Origin of the sequence: Aeribacillus sp. FSL W8-0870 (assembly GCF_037963755.1) — a bacterium.
Taxonomy (GTDB): Bacteria; Bacillota; Bacilli; order Bacillales; family Aeribacillaceae; genus Aeribacillus; species Aeribacillus composti.
Genome location: NZ_CP150165.1, coordinates 1,240,181 through 1,257,237, shown reverse-complemented (window position 1 = coordinate 1,257,237; position 17,057 = coordinate 1,240,181). Strand labels below are relative to the sequence as shown.

Below are 17,057 nucleotides of genomic sequence, written 5' to 3'. Positions count from 1 at the left end.
CTTTATTGTTCAAGCAATCCCCATTTTTTCATCACTTTCTTTTCAATTCTGCTGAAAAAAACTAAATCTACTAAAATTCCAATTAAGGCAATGATAAATATAATGCCCATCACTAACGCCATATCGCCAAAATCTGATGCGAATTTTAACGTATAGCCTAAACCCGGGCCGGTGCTTAACAGCTCGCTACCCATCAGGCCTCTCCACCCAAACGCCCAAGCAAGCCTTGCACCAGTTACTGCATGCGGGATGGCTGCTGGAAAAATCACGTGTGTAAACAGAGAAAATCCGCTGTAATCCATTGTCCTTGCCGCATTTGTATATATTGGAGGAACGCTTTTAATCCCTGTCCGCATATTCAATGTCATCACAAGCGTTCCACCGAGCACGACAATAAAAATGATCGCTTTTTCATTTAAACCGAACCAGATGATGGCTAGAGGCAGCCAAACGATGCTCGGCACGCTTTGCAACGGCAAAATTAAAGAGCCAATGGTATCATCAATTACTTTCGATTTTGCAAAAACGACGCCTAACACTGTTCCAAGAATAAGAGCAATCACAAGCCCGATTGCCAGCCGCTGAAAACTTGCCAGCAAATCATAGACAAGAGTTAGATCAGCAAAACCGTTCCACAATGCCTGAAAAATATCGCTCGGAGCCGGAAAGACGACAGCCTTAATATTTAACAGCTTGACGATTGCTTCCCATATACCCAGTGCGGCTGCATAAAAAATGATTCGTTTAACGACCTGCTGCATAACTTTCTTCCTCTTTCACTACTTTATCAATTTCTGACTTCAACAGCTTTTGAATGCGCTCTTCATATTCAGCAAGCTGCTTTCTAAATTCATCACGTGGTCTCGGAAAAGACACTTCTATTTCATCAATAATTCTCCCAGGCCTTGTACCCATGACGATAATACGGTCCGATAATTTTAATGCCTCTTGGATGCTGTGCGTAACAAAAAGAATTGTTTTTTTCGTATCGATCCAAATTTTTTCCAACACTTCGTGCAGCCGTGATCTCGTCTGCTCATCCAACGCTCCGAACGGCTCATCCATTAAGAGCACCTCAGGATCCATCGCCAAAGCTCTTGCGATCGATACGCGCTGCTGCATGCCGCCGGAAAGCTCGTGCGGAGAATGCTTGGCATATTGGCTTAATTGAACCATGGCCAAATATTCGTGCGCCTTTTTTTTCGCTTCTTCCTTCGGCATTTTTTTCTTCAGCGGAAACATGACATTTTCCTCAACTGTCAGCCATGGAAAAAGGGCTGCCTGTTGGAACACTACTCCCCGGTCGCTTCCAGGTCCCTTTACTTCCTTCCCGTTTACCAGCACTTTTCCCGATGTGGGGGCTGTTAACCCGGCAACAATCGATAATAACGTCGACTTGCCGCAGCCGGAAGGGCCAAGAATGGAAACAAATTCTCCTTTCTGCACAGTCAAATCAATTTGGTCAAGAACCGTTTGGGAGACGCCATGATGTTGAAATGTTTTTGAAATATGCGCAATTTGGACAGACAAAGTAATTCCCCCAGTATATGATCATTCTTACCTATCTTATCGGATTAGTCGTTATCATTATATAAGCATTTTTTATTTTGTCAACCTTTTTATTTGTTGGAGACTTTTCAAAAGAGTGATAAAATAATGAGAAGTCCAGCCTAACTGGTAATTAGTCAATTTTGGAGGAATTGGTATGGCCCAAAAAGTCGCACCTATAAAAGAAGAAACGTTTTTTAGCGAAGAGCTGGGGGAAGAAGTTTCTTTGCTCATGTATTTGCCGACTTCCTTTTCTCCATTATCTCATCATCATCTTCTCATTGCTCAAGATGGCGGAGACTATTTTAAACTGGGAAGGATCGCGCGTTTTGTTGAGGAGTTAACGGAGGAGCAAACGATTGAAGATTTGATTGTCGTTGGCATTCCTTATAAAGACATTCAAGATCGAAGAAGAAAATATCATCCCGATGGAAGCCAGTTCAACAGTTATATCCGTTTTTTAGCTCATGAATTAATTCCATTTTTAGAAGAACGTTTTCCGCTTTTGCCAATAGGAAGAGGCCGCGCGCTTATCGGCGATTCTCTAGCTGCAACCGTTTCGCTTATGGCAGCGCTTCATTATCCGCATACATTTGGAAAAGTGATCATGCAATCACCATATGTGGATGGAAAGGTGTTAGAAGCGATCGATGCTTTTTCACAGCCCTCTTTACTATTTATTTATCATCAAATCGGGAAACAGGAAACGGCTGTAAAAACGACTGATGGGAAAATAAAAGATTTTTATACAATCAATCAAAAACTTCATGAACAAATGGTACATAAAGGATTCGAATGCATTTATGAAGAATTTGACGGCGATCACCGCTGGACATATTGGCAGCCGCTGCTAAAAGACATATTAAAAAAAATGTTTGCTATATCATGAAAATTGATTCTTTAAGTTGTTATAATAAAGAATACGAGTAAATATCAAGGAGGCAAAAAAAATGAAGTACGGAATTGTGTTATTTCCTTCAAAAAAGCTGCAAGACATTGCCAACTCATATAGAAAACGTTACGATCCGCATTATGCGCTTGTCCCTCCTCATTTAACATTGAAGGCACCGTTTGAAGCTGACGAAAAAGAAATTGGCGATATTGTGAAAGAACTTAGAAAAATTGCGAAACAAGTGAAGCCTTTTAAACTCTCTGTCTACAAATTCAGTTCATTTGCTCCTGTCAATAACGTTATTTATTTAAAAGTTGAACCAAATCCGGAATTAACAAAATTGCATGAACTTCTCCATCAAGGAAAATTTAAAGAGAAGCCGGAGTACGCTTTCGTCCCTCACATTACAATCGGACAAAATTTATCGGATGATGAACATTCTGACGTTCTCGGCCGTTTAAAAATGTTAAAAATTCAACACGAGGAAACGATTGACCGATTCCACATTTTATATCAATTAGAAAACGGCTCATGGACTGTTTATGAAACATTCCTGCTTGGAGAAGGACGAGATTGATGAAGGCAGTCAAAGCTATTAATGAAAAACAACGAAATGATGCTTTTTATGTTAGAAAAAAAGTGTTTGTAGAGGAGCAAAACGTTCCAATTGAAATTGAGCTCGATGAATATGAAGACTTTGCCGAGCATGTCGTGCTTTATGACGATCATCAGCCTGTAGGAGCCGGCAGGTTTCGTGTTATTAGCGACACCGGAAAGCTTGAGAGAATTTGTGTTCTGCCACAATACCGCGGAAAAGGAGCGGGAAATATCATTTTGGAAACACTTGAAAAACTCGCAGCCGAAAAAGGATTAAAGAAAATAAAATTAAACGCTCAAACACAAGCGGAAAATTTTTATAAAAAACATGGATATCAAACCGTTTCCGATATTTTTATGGATGCGGGCATTCCTCATGTCACGATGGAAAAAACGTTACATCCACATTCATAAATAAAGACAACCAAACGAGGCCGCGGATTGCGGTCTTTCATTTGGAATGGTCAGAAAGCGTGTTAAAGAGGTTAAAAATCTCCCTGTATTACATTCAGATCAATTCGAATGTTTCTCCATTTTCTCCACCGCACGACTTCCCATAGTTTTTTAAAAGAATGTACATGAATTTCGGCAGTTGGGACAACCTAACCATTACAGATCTTAGCAAAGGTGATGGAAATGGAATTTGTAGCAATTGCCACTGAACTGGTCTTCGGTTTCTTTGCCCTTTTTCTATTGACAAAAATACTAGGTAAAACACAAATTACGCAAATCACGACGTTCGATTTTATCTCTGCGCTCGTTTTAGGTGAGCTAGTTGGCAATGCTGTATTTGATGTAAAAATGGGCGTTGAAAAAATATTATTTACGGTCGTGATATGGGGAATGCTAATCTATTTATTGGAATTCATCACACAAAAATGGAGAAGAACCCGCGGAATACTGGAAGGAGCTCCGTCAATGGTCATCCACAAAGGAAAAATTATTCGTGATCAGCTGAAAAAAAACAAGCTTGATATGAACCAGCTTCAACATTTACTAAGAGCAAAAGGAGCTTTTTCGATCCGCGAAGTGGAATACGCAGTTCTTGAAACGGACGGCACGATCAGCGTATTGAAAAAATCGGAATTTGATAAGCCGACCCGAAACGATTTAAATATTTTATCTTCGCCAGCTACCATCCCCTACACGATTATTGTTGACGGCGAAGTGGTTAGTGAAAATTTAAAAGAAGCAGGTTTTGATGAAAAATGGCTTCAGCAGCAGCTTCTCGCTTACAGTGTGGAAGACGCGAAAGATGTTTTTTACGCGGAATGGGATCAAAACAACGGATTATTTGTCCAAAAATATTAGCTTGTTTCTAAACATATTCATGAAATCTTTTTTTGCTATATTTGCGCTTATTTGCGAATAAATCTTGCTTTCGCTGGAAATGCAAATATTTTTCATCCATCATAACATTGTTTCGCTGTTTGACTTTCGCATAATCTTCCTTTGGCTGAACAGCTCTGTTGACATATTCATAAAAGGCAGGAGTCTGAACGGAAAAAATATATCCCATGTTTCTCTCTCCTTTCTTGATTTGCAAAAAATTATTTTCTAAATCGATCTGTCATTCATTTTTACCCGTTTTTCTAAAAATTGAAACATCATGTAAAAAAACATCAGCGGGAGCACACCCGCTGACGCGCTATTTTTTCTTATTGTCCAACATATTGGCGATGGTGTTAAAATCCATATTTTCTTTTCCGTTTACAATCGCATTGACAATTTTATTTTCTAATTCTTTTGGAACCGGCCGATTTGCCAATTGCGCAACCCGCTTGATCACTTTTCTGACAGTTGCTTCATCATTGAAATTGGAATTTTGCAAAGAATTGGCCAGTTCGAGTACATCCTTCATATTGACGCCGGTTTTTTTCTCAATATTTTTAAAAATATGATCCATTCTGAAATTCGTCCCCTCCTAAATTGTCGAAATGTCCTGTATAACAGGCCTTAATATTTTATGAAAATGAAATGAAAACGTGATGAAGAAAATCGAGTAGGAGGGAGCGATTAACTCCCGTCCTCTCACACCACCGTACGTACGGTTCCGTATACGGCGGTTCAATTAAGATAATTGACGCAAGTCTTTATAACTTCCGTGAATAGCTGTTCTCTTTATGCCAGTGGTCACTCCACCCTCCAAGAGATCTCCCACGGGATTCACCGCTTCCTCCCTCAAGTGAGGTACTACGTTTTCTGTGTTCATCATGACTCACTGAATGCCAAGGGCTATTCTCTCTTAATTGTTCGGTCCTTCTTAGTTGTTCTAGACCAACTAATACTATGACCTCTGCTGACTTCTGACGGTTCAGCTACTTATCACTAAGTAGGTTATGAAGCGTACTTCACATATCCGCCAGACCTCCCCGGGTAAGAGTGTAATCTTTCCTTCCATCCATCTGCTTCATTTACTCTGTATCACCTTCGGCAAAAAGGGCTTTGTTTTGTCTTGCAAACTCACCCAGTGATACCTAGCCTCATATGAAGTTCGTGTTCCTCAGACCGGAAGTTTGCCGCTCGCTTCCTTCAGATTCCGCGTCACCACGGACACCCTTGCGTTAAGCTAACTGCTACTTCTGCCTTCGCAGCTCGGGACTTTCACCCTATAGATTACACCCATGCCGGGCGCACAAGTACAGTCCGCCTTCTAAAAGGCGGACATCCATCCGTGACCAGCACTCACCATTAGTATTGTAAAAGACTTACAGATTAGTATTTAAAACAGGAACAACCAACGATAATCAACAAGATGAATAAAACGACGATTAGCACAAAGCTGTTATTATGAAAACCGCCGCTATAAGGATAGCTGTATCCACCATATCCGCAACCAAAGCTCATTTTTCTGCACCTCCTCCTTTATTCATCACTATACTGTATGAAGCAATTCCTCATTTGGAGTGGACACACAAGATGGGCAAGTGCGGATTTTTTAGGTGGGGTTTCAACCTGTTTTGATTCCCTTTTCATTTTCCTATCAAATTTTTTTTTCAATCTTTTCGATCTCTTTTTCAAATTTTGCCGCCGTTTTTTCAAGGTCTAAAAGCTCCCTGTCTTTTTTCATCATCCAGCTTGAACATTTTTGCTGCACTTTGTCATGTTCTTTGTATATACCTTCGATCCATTTGACGAATTCCTTTTCGAGCTTGTTCATATTTCCCTTTTTAAAATCCTTTTTTTCCACAGCCGCAGCCACCGGAAGTCGTTGAATTGTAAATTTTTATTCCGAATGGATGTATTTTCTTTTTCATCATCTTCTTTTTGATCGCATTTTCTTTCGTCGATGAACTGGAAAAAACTTTTATGTTTTCTTTCAATAGGTTTCTCCCCTTTCCCTCAAAATAAGAACCTTATTCATCGTATGAAGAATAAGGTTGATCTGTGTTCTTTCTAATCGTTTTTGACCACATCGTCCATCATCCAAAAATGAAATTCCTTTTGGTTGTTCTGTTCGTTTTTTTCCTTCACAAAATATTCCTTCCGTTCCTGAGGTTCAACTGTTCCTTGAATGGCTTGCGTTTCCTTTAAAATTCGGAAAAACCAATCTTCCTGTTTTTGTTCGTCCTCCTTTTTTTCATTTTCATCCAGATGGTGATTTTTTTCAGCTAATTTTCTTTTTAACACTTCGATTTTTTCTAAAAGCTTTTTTCGTTCCTCCCACTTTAAATTTCGATCATTGCTCTGGCGGTGCTTTTCGATCGTTTCTTTTAGCTTTTCGTTTTCTTTGATTGCTTTTTCAAGCTCCCGCTCTTTTTCCTGCAATAATATTTCCAATTCTATCGATTCTTTTGCCTTTTCTTTATAAAACGCAAGCTCCGCTCTCATCCGTTGCAAAAATTCTTTATTGATTTGCGCCATCTACCTCACCTCTCATTGTAAATGTATGAGCTCAAATAAAAAATGTTGACAGAAGCCTACTAAAAAGATACAAATGGCTTTTTAAATGAATTTTTAAAACGGGGCAAAACCATTCTTTTAATGGAAAGAGAATTTTTTAAAAAATCAAATTTTCCGCTCCTGTCACTGCACATTTAACCAGTTTGCTCATAATATACAGTAGTCCGACACCTAAGAAGGTTTTGGAAATCAGAATGATTAGGAGGTAACAGCATGAGCCATTTGGGACATGATACAGAGAGATTATGTATTCGCGTTCCGAAAGTTTATGACTGGGTGAACCGTCAAATTGATCTTCCTCAGTTAAGCTTTAGAAAATTATCATCCATCGGTTTTAATTTCGATGGAATGGCAGGGACATCGGAAGATCCGTTTTCACTGTTTGAAGATGGGCTTTTAAATGTCAATTGCTACTTATCAGACAGCTTGGGAAATCCTGTTGATCCAAATTCACCAAATTCTATAACGGTGACAGAAATCGTTCAGCCGCAAGGTCGTCAATCGGTAGTCGTTCATTTACCAAAAGGAGGAAAAATTACCCTTCAAAAAGTAAAAGTTCTGATCAGAGGGTATATTGTCGTTGCGATCTCCGATTTGCAAGGTACTGTCACTAGTGTGTCAGATGCTATTCCATTTGCAACGGTTCAAACTTTCTTCCTATGCGCGCCGCCCGGCACAACATTAAACAGCCACGTTTCCTATTTTGAAACTGACGCTAACTTGATTTGGGATAATAAATCATTCAGCCAATTAGACATTTCTATCACGATCTGTCTAGATGTGCAAATGGAAGCCCAAGTGAAACTTGAGGTAGAAGGAAAATTTTGCAGACCTCGTCGGGAACTTCCTTCATCTCTTACATGCGCAAACCCGCAAATTCCGCCGCAATGTCCGGAAATTTTTCCAAACGACGACTACGCCTTGGAGGAATAAATTAATTGCAAAAGGGGACGCTCTCCCCTTTTTATTTTTCCTCTCATTTTTCCGGGAAAGTGTTAAATGAAGGAAACATACATATGTATAGTAAAACTGCTCTTTCAAAGCTGGCGGTAGCGGCGCTTTGTGAGTTTCCATCCTTTTATAGCAAATTGGGCTGTTTTGAAACGCTTATCAGCCAAATTCCGTACATCACGCTTATTAATGATCTGAGGTTTTATCATTTATACTATTTTCCTGTTAAATCGTTAAATAAAAATTCTTCTGTTTGGAGGAAATGGCAACAAACTGTTTTCCACTTATATTTTTTTATTTGTCCGAGGAGGAGATTCAATGAACAAAATAAAACGGAACAAACAGGATTATTTACAGCTTCAGCAGCAGCTTATCCACTATAAATCCGAAATTTCGAAATACAAAAATGAATTGGCAAGCATGCAAAATAAGCTGCTGCAGGAACAGGAAAAAACGGAATATTACAAAGCAGTCATCCGAACCAGCGAGCAATATCGCATCGCAAAAGAACAATTTGAACATGAAATCCTTTCCGTTCAATCCCAATTAAAAGAAGCTGAGAAACATGTTGAAAAGATCAGCAATCAGCTTTCCATTGTTGAAGAGGAGCGAAACGACCTATTAAAACTGCTGAAAGCATCTGTCACTGGTTTATTAAAGGAAAAGCAAGCCGCTGACAAAAAGATTCAAGACCTTTTGTTTGAAATAAAGGAAAAAGAACGATTGATCACCGAATCGAAAAAAGAGCAGCTTCGGATCGATTTATTAACTGCTGAACGAAATGAACTTTTAGATGTCTCTCAATTTTTATTCCAATCACTTTACGAAAAAAATGTCCAACGACAAGAGAATGAATCTGTCCAAAATGAAAAAAACGCCTCCATAAACGATCCGATTCGCGCTCAATTTTCGTATTCGATTGTTCTTCCTCGTGAAAGCGATGATCCGGTAACGATTCTTGGCAATGCCTTGATGGAAAACATCACAGAACAACCTTTGCATTATCCTGTATTATGCATTCACATTCATCCCCATCAGCACGTTCAATTCAGCGGAAAAATCATTACAACCAAAAATCAAAACGAAAATGATTTCAACTATAATACTCATTCTTCCTTGGAATGGGAGTATTTGCACCCGGAATGGCGAAAGCAAATTCAAGAAAAAGGGGAATACTGGCTGAAACCTAGTGAAAAATTATCGATCGAACCAAATGAAAAAATCTCTTTTGAAGGCTTTCACATTACTTTCCCATTCGATGTCTTCGATGAAGCGCTGGTGATTGAAGGGTTTGTATATTGCCAGGAGAAGAAAGAAGGCATTCCGTTTGAAAACAAAATTATTATCAATTAACAGACGGTCAAGTTTATGAAAGTTCTTTATATTCCTTCCGGTTATAAAAGAACTTTCATTTTTTGACCGTTTCTTTTTTCACGACTTTAACAATCTGTCCTTTCCACACAATCATTCGAAATTGGCTGCTTACCTTTCAGCGATAGGCGGCAAAATTCATTACAGGGTGCTAGTCAGAATAAGAACTTTGCCGCCAGAAAAACTTTTTGACGCTGAAACTTCTCGTAAAGAAATGCAGCCGCCATGTCAGTCTCATAAATCAATGAAATTGAGATGAACGGATCGAATTCGTAAAAAATTCAGGTTTTCTTACACTTTTTCCGTTTTTTTGAATCGTCTATTGCTAAAGCTTCGACTTAAGGGACATGTTCCACAGTGATGTTTGAAATCAGCAAGAAATTATTAAAGCTTCCGGCTTTAAATGTTTATTCATTTCGTTCATAAATGGGGTCAAATTGCTCCTTTTCGTTCCTGACAAAACGGCAACTTTCATCCCCTTTCCCTTTCTTAACACGCAATTCCGAGAGTGAGCCGATTCCGCTTGAGGGGCATTTTAAGCTGTAAAGGTTCATAGGTTCTATATCGTCCTGTCGTTTCTGACCAAAATGAACCCCTTTTATTTCCTTACACCCAATTCCGAGAGTGAGCCGATTCCGATTGAAGATCATTTTAAGCTATAAAGGTTCATAGGTTCTATATCGTCCTGTTCGTTTCTGACCAAAATGAACCCCTTTTATTTCCTTACACCCAATTCCCAGAGTGAGCCGATTCCGCTTGAAGATCATTTTAAGCTATAAAGGTTCATAGGTTCTATATCGTCCTGTTCGTTTCTGACCAAAATGAACCCCTTTTATTTCCTTACACCCAATTCCCAGAGTGAGCCGATTCCGCCTGAGGGGCATTTTAAGCTGTAAATTGTTCATGGTTCAATATTCGTTCCTGACGAAATGAACGCTTTTCATGTCTTTAACAAACCATTCCCTTAGTTTATTCAATTCGTGCTTGAGGGACATTGTAAATGGCGACAATCAATCAAGTAAATGTTCAATAATTCCTGCCAAGCCTGAGATCGCTAAAATAATTGTAATCGGATAGAAAATGACGTTTATATATTCATTTCCAAAAAATAAAATGGCGGCACACCATATTCCTGTGCACCAATAGCAGCTTAAAAGCTCACCGATCCACAATCGAAGCCCTTTTCCTTTCGGTCTGAAAAAAGAAACGGTTTCACCTGTCTCCGCTTTTTCCTCCACAATTGTTATAAATGGAGCGCGCAAAAAAGAAGCGATTTTATCAAACACTATAATTCTCGTTAATCGAAAAGTTGCCAATGCAATGAGAGCAAATGAAAACCAATGCCATTCCATCGGAATCAATACTCCTTTCGTTCCCCAACATAGTGAGAAGACTTGTATCGTTCAAATAAAAAACCCGGCATAACCGAGTTCTCCATTTTAATTCCCTAACACTTTTATGTCTAAAATACTTTTCGATTTTATTTTCAAAGGTTCATTTTGATCAAATGTACGGATTTGAACGACATCGTTTTCCTTTGACAAAATAATTCCTTTGTATGTTTTCTCTACTGTTTTAATTTCACATACGTTTTTATACACATGCTCCGGAAGACTTGAAAAGAAATCAATCTTTTCATGAATCGTCATATTTGCCAATTCTCTTCTTCTTTTATAAATTTCTTCCTTCGTCCATGAGCTCTTTACCGCTTGCTTAGAATTATTTGCAATTTTTTTTAATAACGTCGACTGCATGGTCACTTCAGGTTTTTTTATATTCGGCTGGACAATATACATCAAAGGTTCTAATTTTTCTTTTTTAATCAAGTTTGATCGCCACCCTCTAATATGATTTCTCTCATTATTTTATGACACGATAGAATGAAATCATGACGGAAATCTAACTTTTTCTTATGACAAAAGAGCATTTGAAATCGCTGCACATTGACACAAAAAGTCGTAACAGAACATCAACAATAAATCCAAGCTTCACGGCTTGAAATAGTGGCACCTTGAAGCTGACAGCAAAATTTCATTTTATCCTGCCATAAAAAAAGATTAATCTTGTGCGAGTAACGCACACAGATTAATCTTTTTCAGCTAACTTAATAACCTAAAATATGAAAACCTGAATCAACATGAATCGTTTCCCCTGTAATGCCGCGGGAAAGATCGCTGAACAGGAACAACGCAGTGTCTCCAACTTCTTCTTGTGTTGTGGTTCGGCGCAGCGGAGCACGTTCTTCTATTTCCTTCAGAATTGAATTAAAATCACTGATACCTTTTGCCGAAAGCGTACGAATCGGACCAGCGGAAATGGCATTGACGCGAATATTTTCTTTACCTAGATCGTTCGCCAAATATTTCACGCTAGCATCCAATGACGCTTTCGCAACTCCCATTACGTTGTAGTTTTGAACGACTCGCTCACCGCCCAAGTAAGTTAATGTAACAATGCTTCCGCCTTCTGTCATCAAAGGACGGGCTGTTTTCGCAACCGCCGTTAAAGAATAAGAACTGATGTTGTGGGCCAACAGGAAGCCGTCTCTTGTTGTGTTCAAATATTCACCGCTCAGCTCTTCCTTATTCGCAAAGGCGATACAATGAGCGATACCGTGAATCACACCAACCTCGCTTTTAATTTTTTCAAAACACTGCTCGATTTCTTCATCCTTTGTTACATCACAAGGCAGCACGAGATAATCTTCCCGTCCTAACGAATCTACAAGCTCTCGAACCGATTTCTCCATTCTTTCGCCCACATATGTAAAGATCAATCTTGCTCCCGCTTCATGCAAAGAGCGGGCAATTCCCCAAGCAATGCTTCGCTTGTTAGCAACACCCATGACCACAATGTTTCGGCCTTCCAAATTCAATTTCATGGAAAATCCTCCTAAACATTATTACAAGTTATTAATACCTGATCATAATTATAAAGGACAAAAGAGAAAAAAGCCAGAACATATATGTCCGGCTTATGTTATTTAGAAGTAGCTAAATTTCTTTTATATGCCCAATGATTGGTAGGACCGTGGCCGCCTCCAATGCCTAGTGCATTTTCTACAGCAAGATGGATAAACTCTTTTGCGGTTTTTACGGCTTCGATAACGTCTTTACCTTTGGCGAGCTCAGCTGTCAGCGCAGCAGAAAAAGTGCAGCCTGTTCCGTGCGTATGCTTTGTGTTTACATAGTTGCCTTTAAATTCATAAAAATCATACCCGTCAAACAACAAATCAATGATTTCGCTGTCCGACGGCTGATGTCCTCCCTTTATGATCACATGCTTTGCTCCCATTTGGCAAATTTTTTTCGCAGCTTCTTTCCGATCATCAAACGATTTTATCTCGATGCCCGTGATCGCTTCCGCTTCCGGGATGTTCGGCGTCACAATAAACGAAAGCGGAATTAAGTCGTTGATGAGCGCGTTGATGGCAGACTCTTCAAGTAATGGATGTCCGCCTTTTGCAATCATTACTGGATCAACGACAATTTTTTCCCATCCATGCTTTTGAACTTTATTTGAGACGATTTGGATAATTTCTTGATTAAAAAGCATTCCTGTTTTGACCGCATCTGGCGATAAATCTTCAGCAATTGCATCAAGCTGACTGATCACCCCTTCAGCCGGAACAGGGTAGACGCCATGAACACCTAATGTGTTTTGAGACGTAACAGCCGTGATCACGCTCATTCCGTATACATCCAACTCCTGAAAAGTTTTCAAATCTGCCTGAATTCCCGCGCCTCCCCCTGAATCGGACCCGGCAATCGTCAACGCTTTTCCGATGGTCATAAACACACCTCCATTTAAGCTCCGAAGTAACGTTGATAAATAGCTTTTGCTTTCTCTTCTTCCTTAGTGCCGTGAATTAATGCTCTTCCGTCTTGAAAAAGCACAACGCGGAAATCATCCGCCTGAAAGGAAATTAAATAAGCATTTCCTTTTAAGTCTTTCACGATCGGGCGCAAACGATTGGTAATTTCTGATAGCGAAATCTTCTGTTTTTGCTGCGGACGTATTTGTACGGTATTCCTTCCGCACAAAACCGCTGTTTTTAATCCATTTTCAACCGACAAATATGGATATGTCGGGTGATGTCCGCACGATGGGCAGTCGGCCTTTTTTAATTTTGTCATGTCCACTGCAGAATGCTCCCTTGTCCAAACATCAAATGAAACTAACTGCTTGGACACCTCTCCGCTGACTAAATATTTAAGTGCCTCTGCTGTTTGATAAGAGGCGACGATTTGCACCGCCGGGCTGATCACGCCAACTGTATCGCACGTCATTCCGTCAGACGGAATCGCTTGGAGCATACAATGGAGGCATGGTGTTTTTTTCGGAACGATGGAAACGGTCATTCCATAACTTCTCACTACTGCCCCATAGATCCAAGGTATTTCGTGTTTCATTGCTAAATCATTGATGAAAAATCTCGTTTCAAAATTGTCAGTTCCATCGATGATAAGGTCTACATCCTTTACATGTTCAATAAAATCAATTGAGAAATCGCCCACAATCGCTTCAATCGAAATGTTCGAATTGATTTCCTGCAAATGTTTTTTGGCAGCAACCGCTTTTGGCAGCTTTTGTTTCGCATCCTCTTCCGTATACAGCTGTTGACGTCCGAGATTGCTCCAATCGACATAATCACGGTCAATGATGGTTATTTTACCGATTCCAGCACGGGCTAACATTTCAGCGCTTGCGCAGCCGAGTGCTCCAGCTCCAACAATGAGCACATGGCTTTTCAGCAATTTTTTTTGTCCCTCTTCTCCAATAGGAGAAAACAAGATTTGGCGAGAATATCGTTCCATTATGTCGTTAACATTCCTTCCGTTGGACTGCTTGCTTGTGCATACCGTTTTTTCGGAATGCGTCCTGCTTCATATCCAAGTCTGCCTGCTTCAATCGCCAGCTTCATTGCCTTCGCCATTTTCACAGGATCTTTTGCACCGGAAACAGCTGTATTTAATAAGATTCCATCTGCTCCCATCTCCATGGCGAGTGCGCAATCTGCCGGCGAACCGATTCCGGCATCAACAATGACTGGAATATTAGCTTGCTCAATAATAAATGATAAATTGAGAGGATTGACAATTCCTTGGCCTGATCCGATCGGAGATGCTCCCGGCATGATGGCATGAACCCCTAATTCTTCAAGCTTCTTCGCCAGAACAACATCGTCTGAAGTGTATGGAAGAACAATAAAACCTTCTTCCAATAACATCTCTGATGCCTTCAATGTTTCAATCGGATCAGGGAGAAGCGTTTTATCATCTCCAATTACTTCCACCTTAATCATATCACATAATCCTGATGCTTTAGCAAGTTTAGCGATTCTGACTGCTTCCTCCGCAGTTTTTGCCCCGGCCGTGTTCGGCAGAAGCGTATATTTCGATAAATCCAACATCTCCAAAAAATTTGGCTGTGAAGGCTCGTAAATATTCATTCTTCTGACGGCAAATGTCAAAATTTCAGCACCTGAGGCTTCCACCGCTTCTTTTTGTGTCTCAAAAGACGGATATTTTCCAGTTCCTAACATTAATCTCGACTGAAATGTTTTATCACCTATTTTTAACATGAATCATCATCCCCCTCCAACAAAATGGACAATTTCAATTTGATCACCATCATTTAATGTCTGGATACTGTATTGTTCTTTTGAAACAATTTCACCATTTCGTTCAACGACAACAATTCTTTCCTGTAATTGAAAAAAGTTCAGCAAATCTTCTATGTTCCGAACACTATTCTCCACTTCCATCTGCTGGCCGTTGATGCGAAGTTTCACTGTTTAATCACCTCCCTTTCGCATCAGAAAGCAATCGGTTTAAAGAGAAGGTATGAACATAACGCTCATATTGATTCGTTTTCAAAATCATGTCTTTTACGATTAAGCTTGTAATCGGCGCTAGAAGAATGCCGTTTCGATAATGGCCGGTCGCAAAAAAGATTCCCTCATGCTCCGGGTGCTCTGCAAAATACGGCCAGCCGTCAGCTGTTTGCGGCCTGAGCGACGACCAAGCACTAACGACTGGTTCAGACCCGATTTCTGGCATAATTTTCTGAACCTTTATCATTAATTCGGATACTCCTTTGACTGTCGGGTTCGTATCCCAGTCGTTTTCATAAGAAGTTGCTCCAATAATAACGGTGCCGTCTTTTTTCGGTACGATATAACAGTGCTCGTAAAACACTGTTTTGTTGATCACCAGTTTTTTCGGTTTTATGGCTAAGCATTCTCCTTTAACAGGCTTCATTGGATTTTTCAGCCCCAGCTTTTCAAAGAAAAAGCCACTCCAAACTCCGCTTGAAACGACGACTTTTCCACATATAAAAACTCCTTGGGAAGTGACAAGCTTGTATGCTTTTCCCTCTTTAATCACGTCGAAAACAGGACATTGTTCAAAAATAGATGCACCATATTTTCTAGCGCCTTTCGCATATGCGTGGCAAACAGATGAACCTTTCACTTGGCCGTCATGCTTAAGCCAAAGAGCTCCGGCAATGTCTTCAGAAACATGTGGCTCATTTGCCAGTACGTTTTCCCTTGAATGCCATTCTAGCTCATCCTCATCTGCAAGCGATTGCAGGGATCGGCCTTCTTCCTCAGTAAATGCAAGCCGATACATGCCTTCCTGAACAAGCTCAATATCCACACCGGATTGCTCCAATAATTCTTTTGCAAGGCTCGGATATAAATTTCGGCTCTCTAAGCATAGCTCAAAAAATATGTCTCTTTTTTCATTTTCAGAATGGGCACCCAGCATTCCTGCTGCAGCGGATGTCGCTTTACCTCCGATTTCGCCGCTTTCAAACACGGCGGTCTTCAGCCCTGCTTTTGATAGCTCATAGGCGATCCCTTGGCCGATGACCCCTCCCCCGATGATTCCAACATCAAAAACGTTCATTTGAAAAAGCTTCCCCTTTCCTGAAAAGTTTGGCAGCGCTCTCTGGATCTTTCGAAGAAAAGATATAGGACATAACGGCAATACCGCTTGCTTTTTTTTCTAAAACCTTTTGCATATTATCAGGCGTGATCCCGCCAATGGCGATAATGGGAATATTGACGTGTCCAACGATTTTTCCAAGCAAATCTGTTCCCTTTGCCGGAAGTCCTTTTTTACTGTTCGTTTCAAAAACGTTTCCGAAAAAACAATAATCTGCTCCGTCTTCTTCTGCTTTTACCGCTTCATCTAATGAATGGACGCTGACACCGGCTTTTATTTGCGGAAAAGCGCTTTTCACTTTTTTTATCGGCAGGCCGGTTCCCGGAAGATGAACATTTTGAACGCCTGTTAGGAGCGCAACATCGAGCCGATCGTTGATAACAAGCTGTTCTCTCCTTATCCCTTTTGCCAAAAGCTGTTCTACGAGATGAATGATCTCACATGGTCTTTTATTTTTTTCTCGTATATGAACGTAATCAACATGATCTGATATGGACAAAATTATGCGTATTAGCTCGTTGACCGGTTTTGTTCCGTCTGTTACGGCATGAAGTTCCAACATTGTACATTCCTTTCATGAGAAAGACGCCCACACTCGTCTTTCAAGGTTCAAAACTGGAAAGCAGCTGTCCAAGGGTGAGACTGGAAACAATAAAAAACCACCTTCCTTGCTGGAAAGTGGTAATGGAATATCAGACACATGTTTCAAATTCCCACTTCCCTACGCTGGCATCATCCAGATCAGGTTCAAAGGGTCTTAAAGTCAACACTTTAATCTCAGCCTTTCCAAAGGCTCCCCTAGTGGATGCTTATTAAATTTTCATACTAATTTCATGCTATCA

The 17,057-nt window shown here is 40.2% G+C and carries 23 protein-coding genes and 1 riboswitch; of the genes, 6 read left to right on the top strand and 17 right to left on the bottom strand.

The genetic code is table 11. From position 1 onward, the window contains the following. Positions 1 to 2: 2 nt before the first annotated feature. Together NSU02_RS06135 and NSU02_RS06130 are read right to left on the bottom strand one after the other, a co-directional pair. Complete coding sequence (locus tag NSU02_RS06135; protein ID WP_094245366.1) at positions 3 to 761, bottom strand: ABC transporter permease; 759 nt, start codon at positions 759 to 761, stop codon at positions 3 to 5. Continuing rightward, a complete protein-coding gene (locus NSU02_RS06130; RefSeq protein WP_339194765.1) occupies positions 745 to 1,530 on the bottom strand; it encodes an ABC transporter ATP-binding protein in 786 nt (261 codons plus the stop codon). Before NSU02_RS06130 ends, NSU02_RS06135 begins: the two co-directional genes overlap by 17 nt. A gap of 175 nt (positions 1,531 to 1,705) precedes the next feature. Between NSU02_RS06130 and NSU02_RS06125 the strand changes: the two genes are divergently transcribed. The 4 genes from NSU02_RS06125 to NSU02_RS06110 all read left to right on the top strand — a co-directional run bounded on the left by NSU02_RS06125 (position 1,706) and on the right by NSU02_RS06110 (position 4,348). Next, a complete protein-coding gene (locus tag NSU02_RS06125; RefSeq protein ID WP_339194763.1) occupies positions 1,706 to 2,437 on the top strand; it encodes an esterase family protein in 732 nt (243 codons plus the stop codon). 61 nt (positions 2,438 to 2,498) lie between these two features. Beyond that, positions 2,499 to 3,017 (top strand): YjcG family protein, encoded by a 519-nt coding sequence (locus NSU02_RS06120; RefSeq protein WP_094245364.1) that lies wholly within the window; start codon positions 2,499 to 2,501, stop codon positions 3,015 to 3,017. Next, on the top strand, positions 3,017 to 3,451 hold the full coding sequence (locus NSU02_RS06115) for a GNAT family N-acetyltransferase (RefSeq protein WP_327856660.1): 435 nt from the start codon (positions 3,017 to 3,019) through the stop codon (positions 3,449 to 3,451). Before NSU02_RS06120 ends, NSU02_RS06115 begins: the two co-directional genes overlap by 1 nt. Before the next feature lie 222 nt (positions 3,452 to 3,673). Continuing rightward, positions 3,674 to 4,348: a DUF421 domain-containing protein gene (locus tag NSU02_RS06110; protein WP_311067052.1), complete on the top strand. Its 675-nt coding sequence runs from the start codon at positions 3,674 to 3,676 to the stop codon at positions 4,346 to 4,348. A gap of 7 nt (positions 4,349 to 4,355) precedes the next feature. Here NSU02_RS06110 and NSU02_RS06105 read toward each other — a convergent pair whose 3' ends face one another. The 6 genes from NSU02_RS06105 to NSU02_RS06080 all read right to left on the bottom strand — a co-directional run bounded on the left by NSU02_RS06105 (position 4,356) and on the right by NSU02_RS06080 (position 6,901). Further along, positions 4,356 to 4,556, bottom strand: a complete 201-nt coding sequence (locus NSU02_RS06105; protein ID WP_327874061.1) for a hypothetical protein — start codon at positions 4,554 to 4,556, stop codon at positions 4,356 to 4,358. 129 nt (positions 4,557 to 4,685) lie between these two features. After that, positions 4,686 to 4,943 carry a stage VI sporulation protein F gene (locus NSU02_RS06100; RefSeq protein ID WP_327874060.1) on the bottom strand — a complete coding sequence of 86 codons (258 nt, stop codon included), beginning with the start codon at positions 4,941 to 4,943 and terminating at the stop codon, positions 4,686 to 4,688. An 809-nt stretch (positions 4,944 to 5,752) separates the two neighbouring features. After that, positions 5,753 to 5,884, bottom strand: a complete 132-nt coding sequence (locus NSU02_RS06095) for a YjcZ family sporulation protein (protein WP_063387516.1) — start codon at positions 5,882 to 5,884, stop codon at positions 5,753 to 5,755. A gap of 136 nt (positions 5,885 to 6,020) precedes the next feature. After that, positions 6,021 to 6,227: a hypothetical protein gene (locus NSU02_RS06090; RefSeq protein ID WP_339194759.1), complete on the bottom strand. Its 207-nt coding sequence runs from the start codon at positions 6,225 to 6,227 to the stop codon at positions 6,021 to 6,023. After that, on the bottom strand, positions 6,208 to 6,360 hold the full coding sequence (locus tag NSU02_RS06085) for a hypothetical protein (protein ID WP_161939805.1): 153 nt from the start codon (positions 6,358 to 6,360) through the stop codon (positions 6,208 to 6,210). Before NSU02_RS06085 ends, NSU02_RS06090 begins: the two co-directional genes overlap by 20 nt. A 73-nt stretch (positions 6,361 to 6,433) precedes the next feature. Continuing rightward, positions 6,434 to 6,901 carry a hypothetical protein gene (locus tag NSU02_RS06080; RefSeq protein ID WP_063387514.1) on the bottom strand — a complete coding sequence of 156 codons (468 nt, stop codon included), beginning with the start codon at positions 6,899 to 6,901 and terminating at the stop codon, positions 6,434 to 6,436. Positions 6,902 to 7,153: 252 nt separating this feature from the next. On the opposite strand from NSU02_RS06080, the gene NSU02_RS06075 reads away from it, so the two are divergent. Both NSU02_RS06075 and NSU02_RS06070 read left to right on the top strand, forming a co-directional pair. Further along, positions 7,154 to 7,873, top strand: a complete 720-nt coding sequence (locus tag NSU02_RS06075; protein ID WP_339194757.1) for a hypothetical protein — start codon at positions 7,154 to 7,156, stop codon at positions 7,871 to 7,873. Positions 7,874 to 8,209: 336 nt separating this feature from the next. Continuing rightward, a complete protein-coding gene (locus tag NSU02_RS06070) occupies positions 8,210 to 9,244 on the top strand; it encodes a hypothetical protein (RefSeq protein WP_066248311.1) in 1,035 nt (344 codons plus the stop codon). A gap of 1,028 nt (positions 9,245 to 10,272) precedes the next feature. Here the strand turns inward: NSU02_RS06070 and NSU02_RS06065 are convergent. From NSU02_RS06065 to tenI, 9 genes are all read right to left on the bottom strand, one after another. Beyond that, a complete protein-coding gene (locus NSU02_RS06065) occupies positions 10,273 to 10,614 on the bottom strand; it encodes a DUF1360 domain-containing protein (RefSeq protein WP_339194754.1) in 342 nt (113 codons plus the stop codon). Positions 10,615 to 10,701: 87 nt separating this feature from the next. Continuing rightward, positions 10,702 to 11,088, bottom strand: a complete 387-nt coding sequence (locus tag NSU02_RS06060; RefSeq protein WP_339194752.1) for a CotO family spore coat protein — start codon at positions 11,086 to 11,088, stop codon at positions 10,702 to 10,704. 278 nt (positions 11,089 to 11,366) lie between these two features. Next, a complete protein-coding gene (gene fabI / locus NSU02_RS06055; protein WP_063387507.1) occupies positions 11,367 to 12,143 on the bottom strand; it encodes an enoyl-ACP reductase FabI in 777 nt (258 codons plus the stop codon). Positions 12,144 to 12,241: 98 nt separating this feature from the next. Next, the gene (gene thiD, locus NSU02_RS06050; RefSeq protein WP_339194750.1) at positions 12,242 to 13,054 is read right to left on the bottom strand and encodes a bifunctional hydroxymethylpyrimidine kinase/phosphomethylpyrimidine kinase; all 813 of its coding nucleotides are present in this window, start codon (positions 13,052 to 13,054) and stop codon (positions 12,242 to 12,244) included. Positions 13,055 to 13,068: 14 nt separating this feature from the next. Next, entirely contained in the window at positions 13,069 to 14,082 is a 1,014-nt protein-coding gene (locus NSU02_RS06045; RefSeq protein ID WP_339195698.1) for a ThiF family adenylyltransferase, read from the bottom strand. Beyond that, positions 14,079 to 14,846, bottom strand: coding sequence for a thiazole synthase (locus NSU02_RS06040; RefSeq protein ID WP_339194748.1), 768 nt, complete (start codon positions 14,844 to 14,846; stop codon positions 14,079 to 14,081). Before NSU02_RS06040 ends, NSU02_RS06045 begins: the two co-directional genes overlap by 4 nt. Before the next feature lie 6 nt (positions 14,847 to 14,852). Then, a complete protein-coding gene (gene thiS, locus NSU02_RS06035; RefSeq protein WP_063387503.1) occupies positions 14,853 to 15,056 on the bottom strand; it encodes a sulfur carrier protein ThiS in 204 nt (67 codons plus the stop codon). A gap of 7 nt (positions 15,057 to 15,063) precedes the next feature. Continuing rightward, the gene (gene thiO, locus NSU02_RS06030; RefSeq protein ID WP_339194746.1) at positions 15,064 to 16,176 is read right to left on the bottom strand and encodes a glycine oxidase ThiO; all 1,113 of its coding nucleotides are present in this window, start codon (positions 16,174 to 16,176) and stop codon (positions 15,064 to 15,066) included. Further along, entirely contained in the window at positions 16,163 to 16,777 is a 615-nt protein-coding gene (gene tenI, locus NSU02_RS06025) for a thiazole tautomerase TenI (RefSeq protein WP_339194744.1), read from the bottom strand. Before tenI ends, thiO begins: the two co-directional genes overlap by 14 nt. 139 nt (positions 16,778 to 16,916) lie before the next feature. Further along, positions 16,917 to 17,025, bottom strand: a riboswitch (TPP riboswitch). Positions 17,026 to 17,057: the final 32 nt, after the last annotated feature.

What these genes read in the sequence shown, in the direction of transcription:
- NSU02_RS06135 (WP_094245366.1), bottom strand. Translation starts at nt 761, where the DNA reads ATGCAGCAGGTCGTTAAACGAATCATTTTTTATGCAGCCGCACTGGGT.
- NSU02_RS06125 (WP_339194763.1), top strand. Translation starts at nt 1,706, where the DNA reads ATGGCCCAAAAAGTCGCACCTATAAAAGAAGAAACGTTTTTTAGCGAA.
- NSU02_RS06120 (WP_094245364.1), top strand. Translation starts at nt 2,499, where the DNA reads ATGAAGTACGGAATTGTGTTATTTCCTTCAAAAAAGCTGCAAGACATT.
- NSU02_RS06115 (WP_327856660.1), top strand. Translation starts at nt 3,017, where the DNA reads ATGAAGGCAGTCAAAGCTATTAATGAAAAACAACGAAATGATGCTTTT.
- NSU02_RS06110 (WP_311067052.1), top strand. Translation starts at nt 3,674, where the DNA reads ATGGAATTTGTAGCAATTGCCACTGAACTGGTCTTCGGTTTCTTTGCC.
- NSU02_RS06105 (WP_327874061.1), bottom strand. Translation starts at nt 4,556, where the DNA reads ATGGGATATATTTTTTCCGTTCAGACTCCTGCCTTTTATGAATATGTC.
- NSU02_RS06100 (WP_327874060.1), bottom strand. Translation starts at nt 4,943, where the DNA reads ATGGATCATATTTTTAAAAATATTGAGAAAAAAACCGGCGTCAATATG.
- NSU02_RS06095 (WP_063387516.1), bottom strand. Translation starts at nt 5,884, where the DNA reads ATGAGCTTTGGTTGCGGATATGGTGGATACAGCTATCCTTATAGCGGC.
- NSU02_RS06080 (WP_063387514.1), bottom strand. Translation starts at nt 6,901, where the DNA reads ATGGCGCAAATCAATAAAGAATTTTTGCAACGGATGAGAGCGGAGCTT.
- NSU02_RS06075 (WP_339194757.1), top strand. Translation starts at nt 7,154, where the DNA reads ATGAGCCATTTGGGACATGATACAGAGAGATTATGTATTCGCGTTCCG.
- NSU02_RS06070 (WP_066248311.1), top strand. Translation starts at nt 8,210, where the DNA reads ATGAACAAAATAAAACGGAACAAACAGGATTATTTACAGCTTCAGCAG.
- NSU02_RS06065 (WP_339194754.1), bottom strand. Translation starts at nt 10,614, where the DNA reads ATGGAATGGCATTGGTTTTCATTTGCTCTCATTGCATTGGCAACTTTT.
- fabI (WP_063387507.1), bottom strand. Translation starts at nt 12,143, where the DNA reads ATGAAATTGAATTTGGAAGGCCGAAACATTGTGGTCATGGGTGTTGCT.
- thiD (WP_339194750.1), bottom strand. Translation starts at nt 13,054, where the DNA reads ATGACCATCGGAAAAGCGTTGACGATTGCCGGGTCCGATTCAGGGGGA.
- NSU02_RS06040 (WP_339194748.1), bottom strand. Translation starts at nt 14,846, where the DNA reads ATGTTAAAAATAGGTGATAAAACATTTCAGTCGAGATTAATGTTAGGA.
- thiO (WP_339194746.1), bottom strand. Translation starts at nt 16,176, where the DNA reads ATGAACGTTTTTGATGTTGGAATCATCGGGGGAGGGGTCATCGGCCAA.
- tenI (WP_339194744.1), bottom strand. Translation starts at nt 16,777, where the DNA reads ATGTTGGAACTTCATGCCGTAACAGACGGAACAAAACCGGTCAACGAG.